This window comes from Achromobacter sp. Bel, assembly GCF_012928505.1.
Lineage (GTDB): Bacteria > Pseudomonadota > Gammaproteobacteria > Burkholderiales > Burkholderiaceae_B > Achromobacter.
The window spans coordinates 1-14,444 of the sequence record NZ_JABBJN010000090.1; the positions used below are offsets into that span (position 1 = coordinate 1).

At 67.4% G+C, this 14,444-nt stretch carries 17 protein-coding genes; 10 read left to right on the forward strand and 7 right to left on the reverse strand.

All coding sequences use genetic code 11. From position 1 onward, the window contains the following. The 10 genes from HG262_RS29535 to pdxK form a co-directional block, all read left to right on the forward strand. Positions 1 to 925 (forward strand): MotA/TolQ/ExbB proton channel family protein (locus tag HG262_RS29535; protein WP_248293531.1); only part of this gene is annotated, 925 nt, incomplete at its 5' end. A 9-nt stretch (positions 926 to 934) separates the two neighbouring features. Continuing rightward, positions 935 to 1,354, forward strand: coding sequence for a biopolymer transporter ExbD (locus tag HG262_RS29540; protein WP_006222018.1), 420 nt, complete (start codon positions 935 to 937; stop codon positions 1,352 to 1,354). A 17-nt stretch (positions 1,355 to 1,371) separates the two neighbouring features. Next, positions 1,372 to 2,085, forward strand: coding sequence for a TonB C-terminal domain-containing protein (locus HG262_RS29545; protein WP_169274387.1), 714 nt, complete (start codon positions 1,372 to 1,374; stop codon positions 2,083 to 2,085). 36 nt (positions 2,086 to 2,121) lie between these two features. Further along, complete coding sequence (locus HG262_RS29550; RefSeq protein ID WP_169274388.1) at positions 2,122 to 3,816, forward strand: putative porin; 1,695 nt, start codon at positions 2,122 to 2,124, stop codon at positions 3,814 to 3,816. A gap of 10 nt (positions 3,817 to 3,826) precedes the next feature. Then, positions 3,827 to 4,519, forward strand: coding sequence for a DNA repair protein (locus tag HG262_RS29555; protein WP_248293532.1), 693 nt, complete (start codon positions 3,827 to 3,829; stop codon positions 4,517 to 4,519). A 43-nt stretch (positions 4,520 to 4,562) separates the two neighbouring features. Beyond that, positions 4,563 to 5,117 carry a YbjN domain-containing protein gene (locus HG262_RS29560; protein WP_169274390.1) on the forward strand — a complete coding sequence of 185 codons (555 nt, stop codon included), beginning with the start codon at positions 4,563 to 4,565 and terminating at the stop codon, positions 5,115 to 5,117. 76 nt (positions 5,118 to 5,193) lie between these two features. Further along, complete coding sequence (locus HG262_RS29565; protein WP_169274391.1) at positions 5,194 to 6,267, forward strand: peptidylprolyl isomerase; 1,074 nt, start codon at positions 5,194 to 5,196, stop codon at positions 6,265 to 6,267. Continuing rightward, positions 6,203 to 6,691 (forward strand): MbcA/ParS/Xre antitoxin family protein, encoded by a 489-nt coding sequence (locus HG262_RS29570; protein ID WP_169274392.1) that lies wholly within the window; start codon positions 6,203 to 6,205, stop codon positions 6,689 to 6,691. Before HG262_RS29565 ends, HG262_RS29570 begins: the two co-directional genes overlap by 65 nt. Further along, positions 6,688 to 7,185, forward strand: a complete 498-nt coding sequence (locus tag HG262_RS29575) for an RES family NAD+ phosphorylase (RefSeq protein WP_169274393.1) — start codon at positions 6,688 to 6,690, stop codon at positions 7,183 to 7,185. The genes HG262_RS29570 and HG262_RS29575 overlap by 4 nt, the downstream gene beginning before the upstream one ends. Before the next feature lie 60 nt (positions 7,186 to 7,245). Then, on the forward strand, positions 7,246 to 8,109 hold the full coding sequence (gene pdxK / locus HG262_RS29580; RefSeq protein ID WP_169274394.1) for a pyridoxine/pyridoxal/pyridoxamine kinase: 864 nt from the start codon (positions 7,246 to 7,248) through the stop codon (positions 8,107 to 8,109). A 10-nt stretch (positions 8,110 to 8,119) separates the two neighbouring features. Here the strand turns inward: pdxK and cynS are convergent, their stop codons facing one another. The 7 genes from cynS to HG262_RS29615 all read right to left on the reverse strand — a co-directional run. After that, on the reverse strand, positions 8,120 to 8,563 hold the full coding sequence (cynS, locus tag HG262_RS29585) for a cyanase (protein ID WP_169274399.1): 444 nt from the start codon (positions 8,561 to 8,563) through the stop codon (positions 8,120 to 8,122). Between the two features lie 11 nt (positions 8,564 to 8,574). Continuing rightward, a complete protein-coding gene (locus tag HG262_RS29590; protein WP_169274395.1) occupies positions 8,575 to 9,369 on the reverse strand; it encodes an ABC transporter ATP-binding protein in 795 nt (264 codons plus the stop codon). A gap of 4 nt (positions 9,370 to 9,373) precedes the next feature. After that, positions 9,374 to 10,216, reverse strand: a complete 843-nt coding sequence (ntrB, locus tag HG262_RS29595; protein WP_169274396.1) for a nitrate ABC transporter permease — start codon at positions 10,214 to 10,216, stop codon at positions 9,374 to 9,376. Beyond that, a complete protein-coding gene (locus HG262_RS29600; RefSeq protein WP_169274397.1) occupies positions 10,216 to 11,562 on the reverse strand; it encodes a CmpA/NrtA family ABC transporter substrate-binding protein in 1,347 nt (448 codons plus the stop codon). The genes ntrB and HG262_RS29600 overlap by 1 nt, the downstream gene beginning before the upstream one ends. A gap of 135 nt (positions 11,563 to 11,697) precedes the next feature. Then, on the reverse strand, positions 11,698 to 12,336 hold the full coding sequence (locus HG262_RS29605; protein WP_006222005.1) for a response regulator transcription factor: 639 nt from the start codon (positions 12,334 to 12,336) through the stop codon (positions 11,698 to 11,700). An 8-nt stretch (positions 12,337 to 12,344) separates the two neighbouring features. Further along, the gene (locus tag HG262_RS29610; protein WP_169274398.1) at positions 12,345 to 13,460 is read right to left on the reverse strand and encodes a PAS domain-containing sensor histidine kinase; all 1,116 of its coding nucleotides are present in this window, start codon (positions 13,458 to 13,460) and stop codon (positions 12,345 to 12,347) included. A 159-nt stretch (positions 13,461 to 13,619) separates the two neighbouring features. Further along, positions 13,620 to 14,444: phospholipase A (locus tag HG262_RS29615; protein ID WP_211187834.1), on the reverse strand; the 825-nt coding region annotated here is incomplete at its 5' end.

Here is a 14,444-nt window from a genome sequence, read left to right on the forward strand (position 1 = left end):
CTACGCGCCGTTCGTGGGCGCTATCGACGAAGTGCGCCTGTCCAAGGTGGCGCGTCCGGCGGCCCTGATTTACGCCGACGCCAGCTCGCAGGGCGCGGAGTCGCGCCTGGTCGCCTACGGCGCGGACGAAGAGCAATCGGGCTTCGGCTTCGGCGGCCTGGGCTTCCTGCTCAAGGCGGTGCCGATCGACGCCTGGGTGATCATCGGCGTGCTGGTGCTGATGATGGTGCAGTCCTGGATCATCATGATCAAGAAGAGCCGCAACGTGGCCCGCCTGGCGCGCGCCAATGAGGCCTTTCGGGAGTCCTTCTCCCACGTCGGAAAGCGCCTTGAGATGCTGGCGGATGACGCCGGCCTTGCCCAACGGCTGGAGCACGCTTCGCTGTGGCGCCTGTACCGCGTGGCCGTCAACGAGATCCGCACGCGCCGCGCGCAGGGCGCCGACACGACATCGATCTCGGCCGCCACGATCGAAGCCATCCGCGCGTCGATGGATGCCGTGCGCACCAAGGAAAACCAGATTCTGGGTTCCAAGCTGGGCTCGCTGTCCAACGCCATTGCCGGGGGCCCCTACATCGGCCTGCTGGGCACGGTGCTGGGCATCATGGTGGTGTTCCTGGGCACGGCGATGGCCGGCGACGTGAACATCAACGCTATCGCCCCCGGCATGGCCGCGGCCCTGCTGGCCACCGCAATGGGCCTGTTCGTCGCGATCCCCGCGCTGTTTGGCTACAACCGTCTGGTGTCGCGTAACAAGGAAGTCAGCGCCGACATGCGCGTGTTTGTCGACGAATTCGTCACGCGCCTGGCTGAAGTGCACGGCGAGACGCAAGCGCAGGAAGCCGCCCATCACCCCGCAACGCGTGCGCCGGCGGCCAGCCGCCCGGCCGTGCGCGATGCGCAACCCGCGCCCGCCGAGGCATAAGGAACATTCATGGCTTCCGTATCCGCATCCCAGGACGATGACGACGACGCACCCGTGGACGGCATCAACATCACACCGTTGGTTGACGTGCTGATGGTCGTGCTGGTCATGTTCATCCTGACTGCCACCGCGCAGATCGCCGGCATCAAGGTCAACCTGCCCAAGGCCAGTTCCACGATGGCCCTGTCGCAGCCCAAGACCAAGGCGATTTCCGTCAATGACGCCGGCCAGGTTTTCCTGGACGCCTATCCGGTTACCTTGCCCGAGCTGGAAGACCGGCTGCGCACGGAGAAAGCGCTGAACCCCGACTTTCCGGTGATTGTGCGCGGCGACGCCGCCGTGCAGTACCAGAAGGTCGTGGAAGTGCTGGACCTGCTGCGCCGCCTGGAGCTTGCCCAGGTCGGTCTCGTCACCGGCAAGCCGCAATAGGGGCCGGGACCAACGTCATGCCGCAACACGCATCCGAATCCTCGCGCGTCCCGCATCCGGCGCGCCGCTGGCTGAAGCTGGCGGCCGTGGCGGTGGCCGCGGCGGTGGCGGCCTACGCGCTATGGCGCTGGGCCAACGATATGTCCGGCGTCCGGCGCGATGCGCCCAAGGTCACGGCCATCATCCCGCTGCCGCCGCCGCCTCCGCCGCCCCCCGAACCCGAGAAGCCGCCGGAGCCCGAGCAGCCCAAGGAAGAACCCGTGGCCACGCCCGAACCCGAGCCGCAGCCCACGCCCGAACCGCCCAAGCCGCAGGACGAAGCGCCCCCGCGCCCGGCCGACGACCTGGCCAACCCGATGCAGATCGACGGCGATGCGCAGGCAGGCAGCGACGCGTTCAACATCGGCGCGGGCCAGGGCAAGGGCATGGCGGGCGGTGGGGGCGGCCGCGCGGGCAATGCCACCTACAGCCAATACCTCGCCTACGCGCTGCAGAAGATCCTGCGCGAAGACGAGCGCACGCGCAATCTGACCTTCCGTTTGCAAGCCAACATCTGGCTGACGGCGGCAGGCCAGATCACCCGGGTGGAACTGACCCGCAGCAGCGGCGACGCCGATGTCGACGCGCGCGTGGTTGCCGCCTTGCGCGCCGTGCCGGGCCTGGACGAACGTCCGCCGGCCTCGGCCAACATGCCCATCCGCGCGTCGCTGACCGGCCGCCGGCCTTCCTGAAATCCCGAACAGACCTGATCCCGGAGTGACTAGAGAATGAAGTTCGAACTAAACCGGCTGGCGGCATCGCTGGCGCTGGCCGCGGCGAGCGCCGCCGCGCTGCCGGCGCACAGCGCGCCCGCGCCGTCCGAGAACGCCACCATCAACCTGATCCGTCTGCTTGTGCAGCAGGGCGTACTCAAACCCGAACAGGCTGACGCGCTGGTCGCGCAGGCTGAAGCCGAAGCCAAGAGCGCCCGCCAGGCCACGCCCGACCGTGGCGCGGCCGTGGCGCAGGCGGGCGACGTGCGCGTGCCCTACATTCCGCAGACCGTGCGTGACCAGATCCGCGACGAGGTCAAGGCCGAAGTCATGGTGCAGGCCAAGGAAGAGAACTGGGCGCAGCCCAACACCTTCCCGGACTGGGTGTCGCGCATCACGGTGGAAGGCGACGTGCGGGTGCGCGACGAATCGCGCTTCTACAACGGCGGCAACAGCAACGAAATCACTGATTTCGCCAAGCTCAACGCCAAGGGTCCGTACGACGTCAACCCCAACACCAACGGCGGCTATCCGCCCATGCTGAACACGCGCGAAGACCGCCGCAACCAGTTGCGCATCCGCGCTCGCCTGGGCGTGCGCGCCGAGATCTCGGAAGCCTGGACGGCCGGCATCCGGTTGGCCACCGGCAGCGACGACAGTCCGGTGTCGACGTCCCAGACCTTGGGCGGTGGCATGGGCAAGAAGGACATCTGGCTGGATCAGGCCTACCTGACGTATCGCCCCGCCAAATGGGCCACCGTCACGGGCGGCCGCATTGCCAACCCGTTTGAATCCACGGACACGCTGTTCTCCAATGACTTGAATTTCGACGGGGTCGCCGCGATATTCAAGCACCCCCTGGAAGGCCGCGACGTCACCTTGTTCGGCACCTTGGGCGCTTTCGCCACCGAATACGCGAACAACGGTTGGAGCTCGTCATCGATGAGCGAAGGCAGCAGCGAGAACAAATGGCTGCTGGGTGCGCAGGTCGGCGCCGACTGGAAGATCAACAACCAGAACAGCCTGCGCGGCGCGCTGGCCTACTACCATTTCGACAACATCGCGGGCAAGCGGTCCAGCTCCTGCTCGCCGTGGGCGGGCGACGAGAACTGCGACACTGACTGGTCGCGTCCGGCCTTCATGCAGAAGGGCAACACGCTGTTCCTGTTGCGCAACATCGCCCCCAACCCGCTCAACCCGGCCGATACGCCGCAGCCGCAGTACGTGGGCCTGGCGTCCAAGTTCGACCTGCTGGACCTGAACCTGCGCTGGGATACGCGCGTGTTCGACGGCCTGGGCCTGCGCGTGAACGGCAACTTCATCCGCAACCTGGCCTACAGCAAGAGCAAGATGGCCAGCCGTTCGCAGGGCTACATCGTCAACAACTTCGGCGACAACGGCGACATCGAGAGCGGCCCCAACGCCTGGATGCTGCAAGCGACGCTGGGCCGGTCGTATGACCTGAAGGACAAGGGCGACTGGCTGGCCTTCGTGGGCTACAAGTACATCCAGCCGGATGCGTTGCCCGACGCGTTCAACGATTCGTCGTTCCACCAGGGCGGCACCAATGCGCGCGGCTACTACATCGGCGCGGGCTACGCCTTCGAGAAGAACGTCTACGGCGTCTTCCGCTGGATGAGCACCAAGGAGATCTACGGGGCGCCCTTGGCCATCGACACGATGCAGTTCGAAATCAACGCCAGGTTCTGAGGCCATGGACATGCACATCGTATGGGATGAATCCCGCCACTCGCCCGCGGCGGGGCGCGGCCGGCGGTTCGCCGCCGCCGTCGCCCTGTGCGCGGCCGGACTGAGTTTGACGGGCGGCGCACAGGCCGAAAGCATGGAAGAGCGCCTGCGCGCCCAGTTGCGCAGCACCACGCAGCAGCTGCAGCAGTTGCAAAGCGAGCAGGCGCAGGTCAACGCGGCCAAGGCCGCCGCCGAAGCGCAGCGCGATGCCGCGCAGAAAGAGCTGGAATCGCTGCGGGCGCAACTGGCCAAGAGCCGGGGACAAGCCGAGAAGCTGGCCGAACAGCAGGGCGCCGTGATGGAGAGCGCGCAGGCGCAAGTCGCCGCCAGCCATGCGCAGCTGGGCAAGTTCAAGGGCGCCTACGACGAACTCCTGACCCTGACGCGGGCCAAGGAGGCGGAGCGCCAGGCACTGGCCCGCAACCTGGCGCTCCGCGACGACGAGGTCAAGGTCTGCCTGGCCAAGAACCGCGACATGTACGAGGCCGGCAAGGAAATCCTCAACGCCTACGAACGCATCAGCACGGGCGACATCCTGGCGCTCAAGCAGCCCTTCGCCGGCCAAGCACGCGTCAAGTTCGAAGAGCAGGCGCAGGCGTATGGCGACAAGCTGTACGACGCGCAGGCGCCGCGCAGTCAAGCGGCTGCAACGTCCAACCCGTAGTCTGTCCCTGATTGCTATCTGCCTTTATCCAGGAAATACCGAAATGACCGAAACCAGCCTGATCCTTGACGTGAACGCCGAACGCCTGCAGACGCTGCTGCAATCCGCGGGCTACCGCGTGACCCTGTCCGAACAGAACGGCATGGTCCAGTTGCTGAGCGCCAGCCAGGGCGTGGGCTTTGCCGCCCGCATGGGCAACCCGGCCCAGCAAGACGGCCACTATCTGGACTACACGCTGAGCTGCGCGCTGCGCGTGCAAGGCGAACTGCCGGCTGGCCTGGCCGACCGCTGGAACGTGGAGAAGCGCTTCGCCCGTCTGTCGGTGCAAGGCGTGTTCCTGGTGCTGGAGCTGGACGTGATCGTGGCCGGCGGCGTGTCGGAGACCTATCTGCGCGCCACGACCGAGCTGTGGGATCGCCTGCTGCAGGAATTTCTGCTGTTCCTGCGCGCTAACGCGTCGGACCCGGAAAGCCGCACCGACACGCCGGCGGACGTAGTCGCCGACGTGCGGCAGAACGCTGGCACTGAAACTGCCGACGCCGAAACCGCTGAAACCGCCGAAACCGCCGAAACCGCCGAAACGACGGCTGCCGCATAACGCGGCCCCCGCAGGGCATCCCCGCCGGATGTCGGCGTGTCCGGCGCCGCCCTGCTGCCCCACAGAGGTGCCCATCATGACCAAGACCTTGAGTTCCTCCCACCGGCTGCGCCTGACCGCGGCGGTCCTGCTGATCGCCGGCTTGGCCGGCGCCGTCGCGTTGATGCGCGGCAACGATGCCCAAAGCAGCGAAGCCCAAAGCAGCGAGGCCGTGCGCGCCAAGGCGCTGGCATCCGCCGCGCCGGCCGCTGCCGCAGCGCCTGTGCCCGCGGCCGTGCCGGGCAACCGGCCGCCTGCGATCGCGACGCTGGGCGCCGTGCAGGTGGACCGCGATGAATTGCAGCGCCAGTTGCAGTCGATGCCACCGCAGGCGCGTGAGCAACTGAAGGAAAACCGGGCTGAGCTGGACCAATGGCTGCGCGCGCGCCTGGCCGAAAAGGCCTTGGTCGAGCAGGCCCGCGCGCAGGGTTGGCAGGACAAGCCGGAACTTAAGCGCGCGTTCCAGGCGGCGCAGGAAAGGATCGTGCTGCAAAGCTATTTGGAGTCGGTCAGCCGGGCGCCGGACGATTATCCGGCCCGGGCCGATCTGCAAGCCGCCTACGAGCGCGCCAAACCGCAACTGGCGGTGCCGGCTCAGTACCGCGTCAGCCAGATCTTCCTGCCGGCCGCGCTGGGCGATGCCGACGCGGTGGCGGCGGCGCGCAAGCAAGCGCAGGACCTGGTCAAGCGCGCCCAGGCGCCCAAGGCGGATTTCGCCGCCTTGGCGCAGAATTTTTCGCGCGACGACTCCACGCGTGCGCAGGGCGGCGATATCGGCTTTGTGCCGCTGGCGCAACTGACGCCCGAGATGCGTCCGGTGATCGAGCAGATGAAAGAGGGCGAGGTGTCGGCCCCGGTGCAGTCGGCGGCGGGGTTCCATATCCTGAAGCTGTCTGCATTTCGCGCGGCCAGTTTCACGCCGTTCGATCAAGTGAAGGAAGAGCTGCGCGCCGCGCTTCGCTCGCAACGCCAGGAACTGGCCGCGCGCGCCTATCTGGAGGGCTTGTTGAATGCCGGTACCGTCAGCATCGATGGCGCGGCCCTCAATGCCGCGTTTGAACAAACCGCGGCCGCCCCGGCGGCTGGCCCGGCCGTCGCCCGCGCTCAGTGAGAAGACGGCGCCGCACGCGGTCGGCCAGGTGCTGGACGCCCGGTTGACGCTGGCGCTGGGCGACGCCCGGCCGCCCGCCAGTCTGCAATGTGCGGGGGCGCTGCTTCAGGCCCTGCGCCAGACCTATCCCGATGGGTTGGGCCGCTGGTTTCCGCTGGTGCCCGAGCAGGCGCCGGCCCGTGCCCGGGATGCGTCGCGCGAGCCGGGGCTGGATTTGTCCGACCTGCGCGTGCTGTACCGGGCGTTGCGGGTGAGCTGGTTGGCCGAGCTGGTGTTCGGCGGCCACGAGCAGGCGCGCCACTGGCTCTGCAGCCCCAAGCGGCGCCTGCTGGGGCGAGTGCCCTTGCTGCTGTGCCAGCATGGGCGGCATGCCGTGGCGATCGAAGAATGGCTGGTCGACATCGATGAAGGAAACGGCCCATGATTGCGCTTTGGCGCTTGAGCAACAGCCAGGACCTGCAGCCGCGGGCCCGGCCGGCGGGCCGTTGGCATGGCGCGGGCGCGCCGGTGGTGGTGCTGGACGCGAATCCGGCCGCCGCCGTGTTCGCGCGACTGGCCCTGTCGGAGGTCGCGCATCCCCGGGCCCTGCCCAGCCACTACTTCTTGCTGGAAGTGGTGGCGCCGGATCAGGCGGTCAGCGACGCCGCCACGCCCTTGCATTGGGAAACCGACCTGCCGGCGACCCGGGCGGTCGGCAACGCCTGGCTGGCGCGCGGCGACACCCTGCTGCTGCGGGTGCCGTCGGCGGCGGGCGGCGTGCAATACCTGCTTAACGCCGCCCATCCGCATCTGGCGCAATGCCAGATCGTGTCGTCGGTGGCGTATCCCTACGCGCCCCACCTGGCCGGGATCGCCGACGCGGTGCAGGATGGCGCCGGGTGGCTGGTCGCGGCAAGCGGGGGCGGTGCGCGGGACTAGAATGATGCACGTCCGGCCTTGTTGCCGGCGTGCAACCCGTTCCCCTCAGGAGCCCGCCGTATGACCGCAATCTCCGCTGCCCCCGCGCCGGGCGCAGCGTTGCCCGCCTACACCGCGCAGGTGGACATCGTTTCCATCCAGTCCCAAGTCGTCTACGGCTATGTCGGCAACAACGCCGCCATGCCGATTTTCCGCCGCGCGGGCCTGCGCGCCATCGCGGTGCCCACCGTCGTCCTGAGCAACACGCCGCATTACCCGACGCTGCACGGTGGCGCGGTGCCGCTGGATTGGTTCGAAGGCCTGTTGAAAGGGCTGGACGAGCGTGGCGTGACCAAGGTGGCGCGCGCCGTCGTCTGCGGTTACCTGGGCCAGCCGGGCCAGGCGGACCTGCTGGCGCGCTGGCTGCCGGCGCTGCGCGCCGCGCGGCCGGACTTGCGCGTGCATATCGATCCCGTGATGGGCGACCGCAACGACGGCCTGTATGTGGACGCCGGCCTGGTCGCACAGTACCGCCGCCTGCTGGTACCGCTGGCCGACGGCATGACGCCGAACCACTTTGAACTGGAACTGCTGGTCGGCCGGTCCTTGGCGTCCGTCGACGATGTGGTGGCGGCGGCGCGCGAACTCATCGCGCAGGGGCCGCAATGGATCGTCGTGACCAGCGCGGCGCCGATGGCCGCCCCCCCCGGAACCTTGCAGCTGGCAGTGGTGACGCGTGGCGAGGCCAGCATCGTCACGCATCCCGAAATCGCCATCCCGCCGTCGGTCCACGGCACGGGCGACGTCTTCATGGCCAGCCTGACCGCCAAGCTGCTGACCGGGCAGGATCTGCCCGAAGCGGCGCGCGAGGCCGCAGCCCAGGTCACGGCGACGCTGGAGCGCACGCGCGAACTGGCGTGGGAAGAGCTGGCCGTGGAAGATTAGGCCGTCGCCATCAGTACGTCTTGTACGGCAGGAACTTGCCGCTCATCACGATCTGCACGCGGTCGCCCTTGGGGTCGGCCTCGCGCGACAAGTCCATCTTGAAGTCGATGGCGCTCATGATGCCGTCGCCGAATTCCTCGTTGATCAACGCCTTGAACGTGGTGCCGTACACGTTGATCAATTCATAGAAGCGGTAGATCAGCGGATCGGTGGGCACCGACGTGGGCAGCGAGCCCTTGTAGGGCACCACTTGCAGTTGCACGACCGCGTCGTCGGGCAGGTCCAGCACGCGGGCGGCGGCCAGGGCCTGTTCCTCGGTCAGCGTCATCTGGCCCAGCAGCGCGGCGGTGGTCCATTCCTTGCTTTGGCCAACGGCTTCGGCGATGGCGGTCCACGTCAGCTTCTTTTCCAGTTTGCGGGTGACGATCAGTTCGGTGACTTCAGCGCGGGACATCATGATGGGGTTCACTCCTTGTGGGATGCCTTGTCGACCAGGAAGTCGACGAGATGGTTGCGGATTTCGTAATAACGAGGTTCGTGGTGCAGGCTCGCCCGGGTGCGGTCGCGCGGCAGGTCCACGCTGACGGACTCGGCGATGCGGGCGTAGGGGCCCGCGCTCATCAGCAGGATGCGGTCCGACAGCAGGATCGCTTCGTCCACATCGTGCGTGATCATGAATACGGTCTGGCGCGTTTCCTGGACGATGCCGCGCAGTTCATCCTGGATGGTGCCGCGCGTCAACGCGTCCAGCGCGCCGAACGGCTCGTCCAGCAACAGCATCTTGGGCTGGATCGCGAAGGCGCGGGCGATGCCCACGCGTTGCTTCATGCCGCCCGACAGCTCGCAGGGCTTCTTGCCGGCCGCTTGCGCCAGGCCGACCATGTCCAGATAGCGCAGGCTGTGTGCCCGCACCTGCTCGCGGTCGTACGCCGGCCAGCGCGATCGCACGCCGAACTCCACATTCTGCAGCGCGGTCAACCACGGCAGCAGCGCGTGCGCCTGGAACACGACGCCGCGTTCCAGCGACGGCCCGGCGATCTGGCGGCCGTCCATGATGACGACGCCCTCATTCGTGTCGTCGATGCCGGCCAGCACATTCAGGATGGTCGTCTTGCCGCAGCCCGAATGGCCGATCACGCAGACGAACTGGCCCTGGTCGATGGTGAAATCGATGTTCTCGAAGACCGGCGGCTGGGGCTGCCCGTTGCGTCCCGGGTAGCGCTTGCCCAGCCCTTGTACTTGCAGGAAGGATTGGCTCATGGCGTCATTCCCGGTAGCTGACCAGCCGGGCGGCGCGCGCCAGCAGGGTGTCCAGCAGCATGCCGATCAGGCCGATGAAGAAGATGGCGCAGATGATGTTCGCGATGGACAGGTTGTTCCATTCGTTCCAGACGAAGTAGCCGATGCCCGTGCCGCCGATCAGCATTTCTGCCGCCACGATCACGAGCCAGGCGATGCCCACGGAAATCCGCATGCCCGTCATGATGGTGGGCGCCGCCGCGGGCAGGATCACCTGCAGCGCGGTGCGCAGGCGCGACACTTCCAGCGTGCGCGCCACGTTCAGCCAGTCTTGCCGCACCGCGCCCACGCCGAAGGCGGTGTTCACCAGCATCGGCCACAACGAACAGATGAAGATGACGAAGATGGCGGACGTGTCGGCGTCCTTGATGGTGTAGAGCGCCAGCGGCATCCACGCCAGCGGCGAGATCGGCTTGAGCACCTGGATGAACGGGTCGAAGGCGCGGTAGACGGTCTTGGACATGCCGATCAGAAAGCCCAGCGGCACTGCGACCAGCGCCGCCAGCCCGAAGCCCGTCAATACGCGTGCCACGGAATAGGCCAGCTGCACGCCGATACCCTTGTCGTTGGGCCCACGGTCGTAGAACGGATCCTGCAGGTGCCGCCATAGCTGCGCGCCCACGTCGGCAGGCCCGGGGAACGGTGTCTTCGAGCCGCTGGCCGCGGCGCTTCCGACCAGCGCGGCATAGGCCGGATCCACCGTCGCGCCGCCCGTGTCGGGGCGGGTGGCGACGTGCCACAGCAGCAGAAAGGCCAGGAACAGCGCGATGGACAGGAATGCCGCCCGCCAATGTTGCACGGACCGCATCAAGTCCTCCGGATTTTGAAGCCGGCCAGGTAGGCCTCGGGCTGGCTGGGGTCGAACGGCTTGCCCATGATGCTGAACGTCTTCGCCGTTTCGGCGGGCGGGGTCAGCCCGGCTTCGCGCATCAGGCGCACGGCGTCGGTCGCCAGGAAGACCTCGCTGGCCACCTTCTGGTAGTCCACATCGCCCTTGACCTGGCCCCAGCGCTTCATCTGCGTCAGGATCCATACCGCGAAAGACTGCCAGGGCATGGGATCGAAATCGATGCGGTTGGGGTCGCTCAATACCTTGCCCAATCCATCGGCGTAGGTGCCGGTCAGCACCTGCTCGACCACCGTGACGGGCTGATTCAGGTAATTGGGCGCGGCGATGGCGGTGGCGATCTCCTTGCGGTGTTCGGGCGCGCGGGCGTAGGCCGTGGCTTCGATGATGGCCTTCAACAGTGCCTGGTACGTGTTCGGCATCGTCGTCACGAATTCCTTGCTGGCGGAGAACGCGCAGCAGGGGTGGCCGTCCCAGATCGCCTTGGACAGCGTGTGGATGAAGCCCACGCCGTCGTAGACCGCGCGCTGGTTCACCGGGTCAGGGGCCAGGAAGCCGTCGATGTTGTCGGCGCGCAGGTTGGCCACCATTTCGGGCGGCGGCACGGAACGGATCTGCACGTCGGTGTCGGGGTCCAGGCCGTGTTCGGCCAGGTAGTAGCGCAACAGGTAGTTGTGCATGGAATAGTCGAACGGCACGGCGAACTTGAAGCCTTTCCAGTCCTTCGGGTCGCGCCGGTCCTTGTGCTTCATGGACAGGGTGATGGCCTGGCCGTTGATGTTCTCGACGGCAGGCATCGTCCACGGCACGGCGCGGCTGGCGCCCACCCCCATCGAGATCGCCAGGGGCATCGGCGACAGCATGTGCGCGGCGTCGAATTCGCCCGACATGGCTTTGTCGCGGATCAGCGCCCAACCGGCCGTCTTCACCACTTCCACGTCCAGGCCCTGCTTGGCGTAGAAGCCCATGGGGTGCGCCATGATGATGGGCGTGGCGCAGGTGATGGGGATGAAGCCGACCTTCAGCTTCTGCTTTTCCAGCGGGCCGGCGGATTGCGCGAAGGCGTCGCGGGCGGCGGCAAGCGGGAAGATCGACGCGATGGCCGCCATGGCGGTGCTGCTGCCCACCGCGCGCAGGAAGCGGCGGCGCAGCGCGTCTTGCGGGAAGAGGGCGCGCATCACTGCCTGTTCGACGGCAGTATCCGTGGCGGATTGCCGGGCGGCTTCGTGTTCGGCCTGCGAGGCGTGGCGGCCGCAACCGCAGGCAAGGCGGGTGTTGGCGTCGAACGGATTGCTGAATAGGGACATGGGATGGCTCCGGCCAGACTGGGTTGGAGCCATCATGGGCCCGGCCGCGCGGGGCCGGTATCCCGGGTTCAACGATATGCGTGTAGTGCCCGTACTACGCGGTGCGGGCCGTGCGCCGTGCTGGTGCGCGAGTGGCTACGGCGCACCCAGCTGGTGCGTGTTGGCGTAGGCCACCAGCTCCACCAGCGTACGCACGCCGAGTTTTTCGAAGATGCGGCTGCGGTAGGTGGAAATCGTGTTGACCGACAGGGCCAGCTGTTCTCCGATGGCCGATACCGAACGGCCGGCCACCAGCAGTTGCAATACCTGGAATTCGCGATTGGACAGCAGCTCGTGGGGCAGGCGCGAGCTGTCCTGGCGCACGGTCTGGGCCAGCAGTTCGGCCACGGCGGGGGTGACGTACATCTTGCCGGCGGCGGCGTTCACCAGGGCAGCCAGCAATTCGTCGGGGTCGCAGCCTTTGTTCAGATAGGCGTGGGCGCCGGTGCGCAGCGCGCGCACGGCGAACTGCGTCTCGGGGTAGACGGACAGCATCACGACACCCAGCGCAGGGTAGTCGGCGCGCACGGTCTTCAGCACGTCCAGGCCGTCGCGTTCACCCAGCGCCACGTCCAGCACCATGGCGTCGTAGCGGGCCTGGCGCAGGGCGCGCAAGGCGGACGGCGCGTCGGCGGCTTCGTGCACGAGGGCGACGCGCGGATCCTCTTCCAGGATGCGGGCCAGGCCGCGGCGGATGATCAGGTGGTCATCGACGATAAGCAGGTTCAGGGCCATGTTGCGTGTCAGAGTGGGTTGAGGCGCAGGCGGGCGCGCATGCCGGCGCCAGGCGCACTGTCCAGCGCAAGGTCGCCGCCGATGCCGCGGGCGCGTTCCCGCATGCCCAGGATGCCGAAGGTGCGGGGCGCTTCAGGCAGCTGCATGCCGATGCCGTCGTCTTCCACGGTCAGCAGCAGGCCGTCTTCGCTCCAGGCGGCGCTGACGCTGACGCTGCGGGCGCGGGCGTGACGCTGCACGTTGGTCAGCAGTTCCTGGACGATGCGGTAGACGGCGATCTCGGCGTTGCGGTCCAGCCGGCGGCGTTCGGTGTCGGGCGGGCACAGGTAGCGGCATTGCAGGCCCGTGCGCGCCTGCAGGTCCTGCAGCAGCGTTTCCAGCGCGGCCCACAGGCCCAGGTGGTCCAGCACGACGGGGCGCAGGTCGCTGAGGATGCGGCGGGTGGCGCCCATGGCGGTCTGGGTGACTTCCAGCATGCGGTCGACGTGGGTCTGTAGCGCGGGCGTGGCGCCCAGCTGGCGGCGCAGCCAGTTCAGGTCCAGCTGCAGGGCGGTGAATGACGCGCCCAGGTCGTCGTGGATGTTGCGGGCGATGTGGGCGCGTTCTTCTTCGCGCAGGCTGGACAGGTGCGAGGACAGGCGGCGCAGCGAGTCGTGGGCGTCGCTGAGTTCAGCGGTGCGTTCGCCGACGCGGCGTTCCAGCTCGCGTTCGATGCGCTTTCGGTCGCTGATGTCCGAGAATGTGACGACGGCGCCGACGACTTCCTGGTCGTTGAGGATGGGGTAGGAGGCGTATTGGGCGTCGAAGCAGGACCCGTCGCGGCGCCAGAGCACTTCGTCGTCGACGCGTTCGCCACGGCCTTCGCGAAAGGCCCGGAAGATGCGGCAGTCGTGCACGGGCATCAGGGCGCGGTTGGCGTGGGAGTGATGGATCAGGTAGTGCATGTTCCGCCCGACGACTTCGTCGGGGGTGTAGCCGAGCATGGCGGCGCCGGGGCCATTGATGAAGATGCAGCGGCCGCGCAGGTCGATGCCGTAGATGCCTTCGCCGGCGGATTCCAGCAGCAGTTCCAATTGCCGGCGCCAGGCGGCGTGGTGCGAAAGGTGGTTCAGGTCGGCGAACATGGCTGTGTTTCTTCCCGGGGGGATGATGCCCCGGCCCCTTGCGAGTTTTTCGCGTGCTTTTTTGGGGAGTTTACGCTTACGCCCATCGCCTGCCGCGCGGGATGTTCATCACGCGCAATCCATTGCGGATCGCGCGTAACCCATTACACCCCGCCTGCCTTACGGCACCAACGACAACCCGATACGGAACTGCGATTCGTTGCGCTGGTTGTAGCCCAGCAGCGTTTCGCCGTAGCCGTTGAAGTATTGCAGGTGCAGATACCCGTTCATGTTCAGCCACGTGCGCTGTAGCGGCCAGGCGAAGTCCAACTGGGTCGTGCGGCGTTTCTGGTCGCCCTGGCGGTACATCGCCGACACGACGGCGCCGTTGTCTTGCGCCCAGCGCAGCTGCCAGTCGACGCGGCCGGCGTAGTCGGCGTAGTCGCGGTTTTCGTCAGCGACGGCGAAGTAGGCCTTGACCTTGGGGGCGAAGGTCAGTGTGCTGCCGCCGTCGAAGCGGTAATGGAAGCGCGGCTCGATGTAGCCGTCGTTGAGCGAACGGGAGTCTGCGCCGTCCTTGCCGTTGGAGTTGTGTTCGACACCGGTGTTCATGCCGAAGCGCCAGTTCTGGTTGGCGGACTGCCAGATGTTGTCCGACAGCCAGAAAGCGCTGGGGTTGAAGGTGGTGTCGATGAAGGGCATGGAATCGCCCTGCAAGTCCCACAGCGAGGTCTGGGTGTAGGCCAGGTAGAAGTTCTCGCCCCACGTCGCCGGGCGGTCGCCGCTGGGGCTGAAGAGGCGGTACTTGGCGCTGATCTGGAAGCGGGCCGTGGTTTGGCCGCGGGTGCCAATGTCGAAGTAGACGGGCTTGTATTCCGAGATCGAACTGCGGAACCGGTCGAACGCCGTTTGCGGTTGCACGGTGGGCGTGACGGCGGCGTCGGGGGCGGGGCCGCCTTCGGGCGATGCGCCGACGGCGGTGACGGCGGCGACAGATCGGAAGAG

What these genes read in the sequence shown, in the direction of transcription:
- HG262_RS29540 (WP_006222018.1), top strand. Translation starts at nt 935, where the DNA reads ATGGCTTCCGTATCCGCATCCCAGGACGATGACGACGACGCACCCGTG.
- HG262_RS29545 (WP_169274387.1), top strand. Translation starts at nt 1,372, where the DNA reads ATGCCGCAACACGCATCCGAATCCTCGCGCGTCCCGCATCCGGCGCGC.
- HG262_RS29550 (WP_169274388.1), top strand. Translation starts at nt 2,122, where the DNA reads ATGAAGTTCGAACTAAACCGGCTGGCGGCATCGCTGGCGCTGGCCGCG.
- HG262_RS29555 (WP_248293532.1), top strand. Translation starts at nt 3,827, where the DNA reads ATGCACATCGTATGGGATGAATCCCGCCACTCGCCCGCGGCGGGGCGC.
- HG262_RS29560 (WP_169274390.1), top strand. Translation starts at nt 4,563, where the DNA reads ATGACCGAAACCAGCCTGATCCTTGACGTGAACGCCGAACGCCTGCAG.
- HG262_RS29565 (WP_169274391.1), top strand. Translation starts at nt 5,194, where the DNA reads ATGACCAAGACCTTGAGTTCCTCCCACCGGCTGCGCCTGACCGCGGCG.
- HG262_RS29570 (WP_169274392.1), top strand. Translation starts at nt 6,203, where the DNA reads ATGCCGCGTTTGAACAAACCGCGGCCGCCCCGGCGGCTGGCCCGGCCG.
- HG262_RS29575 (WP_169274393.1), top strand. Translation starts at nt 6,688, where the DNA reads ATGATTGCGCTTTGGCGCTTGAGCAACAGCCAGGACCTGCAGCCGCGG.
- pdxK (WP_169274394.1), top strand. Translation starts at nt 7,246, where the DNA reads ATGACCGCAATCTCCGCTGCCCCCGCGCCGGGCGCAGCGTTGCCCGCC.
- cynS (WP_169274399.1), bottom strand. Translation starts at nt 8,563, where the DNA reads ATGTCCCGCGCTGAAGTCACCGAACTGATCGTCACCCGCAAACTGGAA.
- HG262_RS29590 (WP_169274395.1), bottom strand. Translation starts at nt 9,369, where the DNA reads ATGAGCCAATCCTTCCTGCAAGTACAAGGGCTGGGCAAGCGCTACCCG.
- ntrB (WP_169274396.1), bottom strand. Translation starts at nt 10,216, where the DNA reads ATGCGGTCCGTGCAACATTGGCGGGCGGCATTCCTGTCCATCGCGCTG.
- HG262_RS29600 (WP_169274397.1), bottom strand. Translation starts at nt 11,562, where the DNA reads ATGTCCCTATTCAGCAATCCGTTCGACGCCAACACCCGCCTTGCCTGC.
- HG262_RS29605 (WP_006222005.1), bottom strand. Translation starts at nt 12,336, where the DNA reads ATGGCCCTGAACCTGCTTATCGTCGATGACCACCTGATCATCCGCCGC.
- HG262_RS29610 (WP_169274398.1), bottom strand. Translation starts at nt 13,460, where the DNA reads ATGTTCGCCGACCTGAACCACCTTTCGCACCACGCCGCCTGGCGCCGG.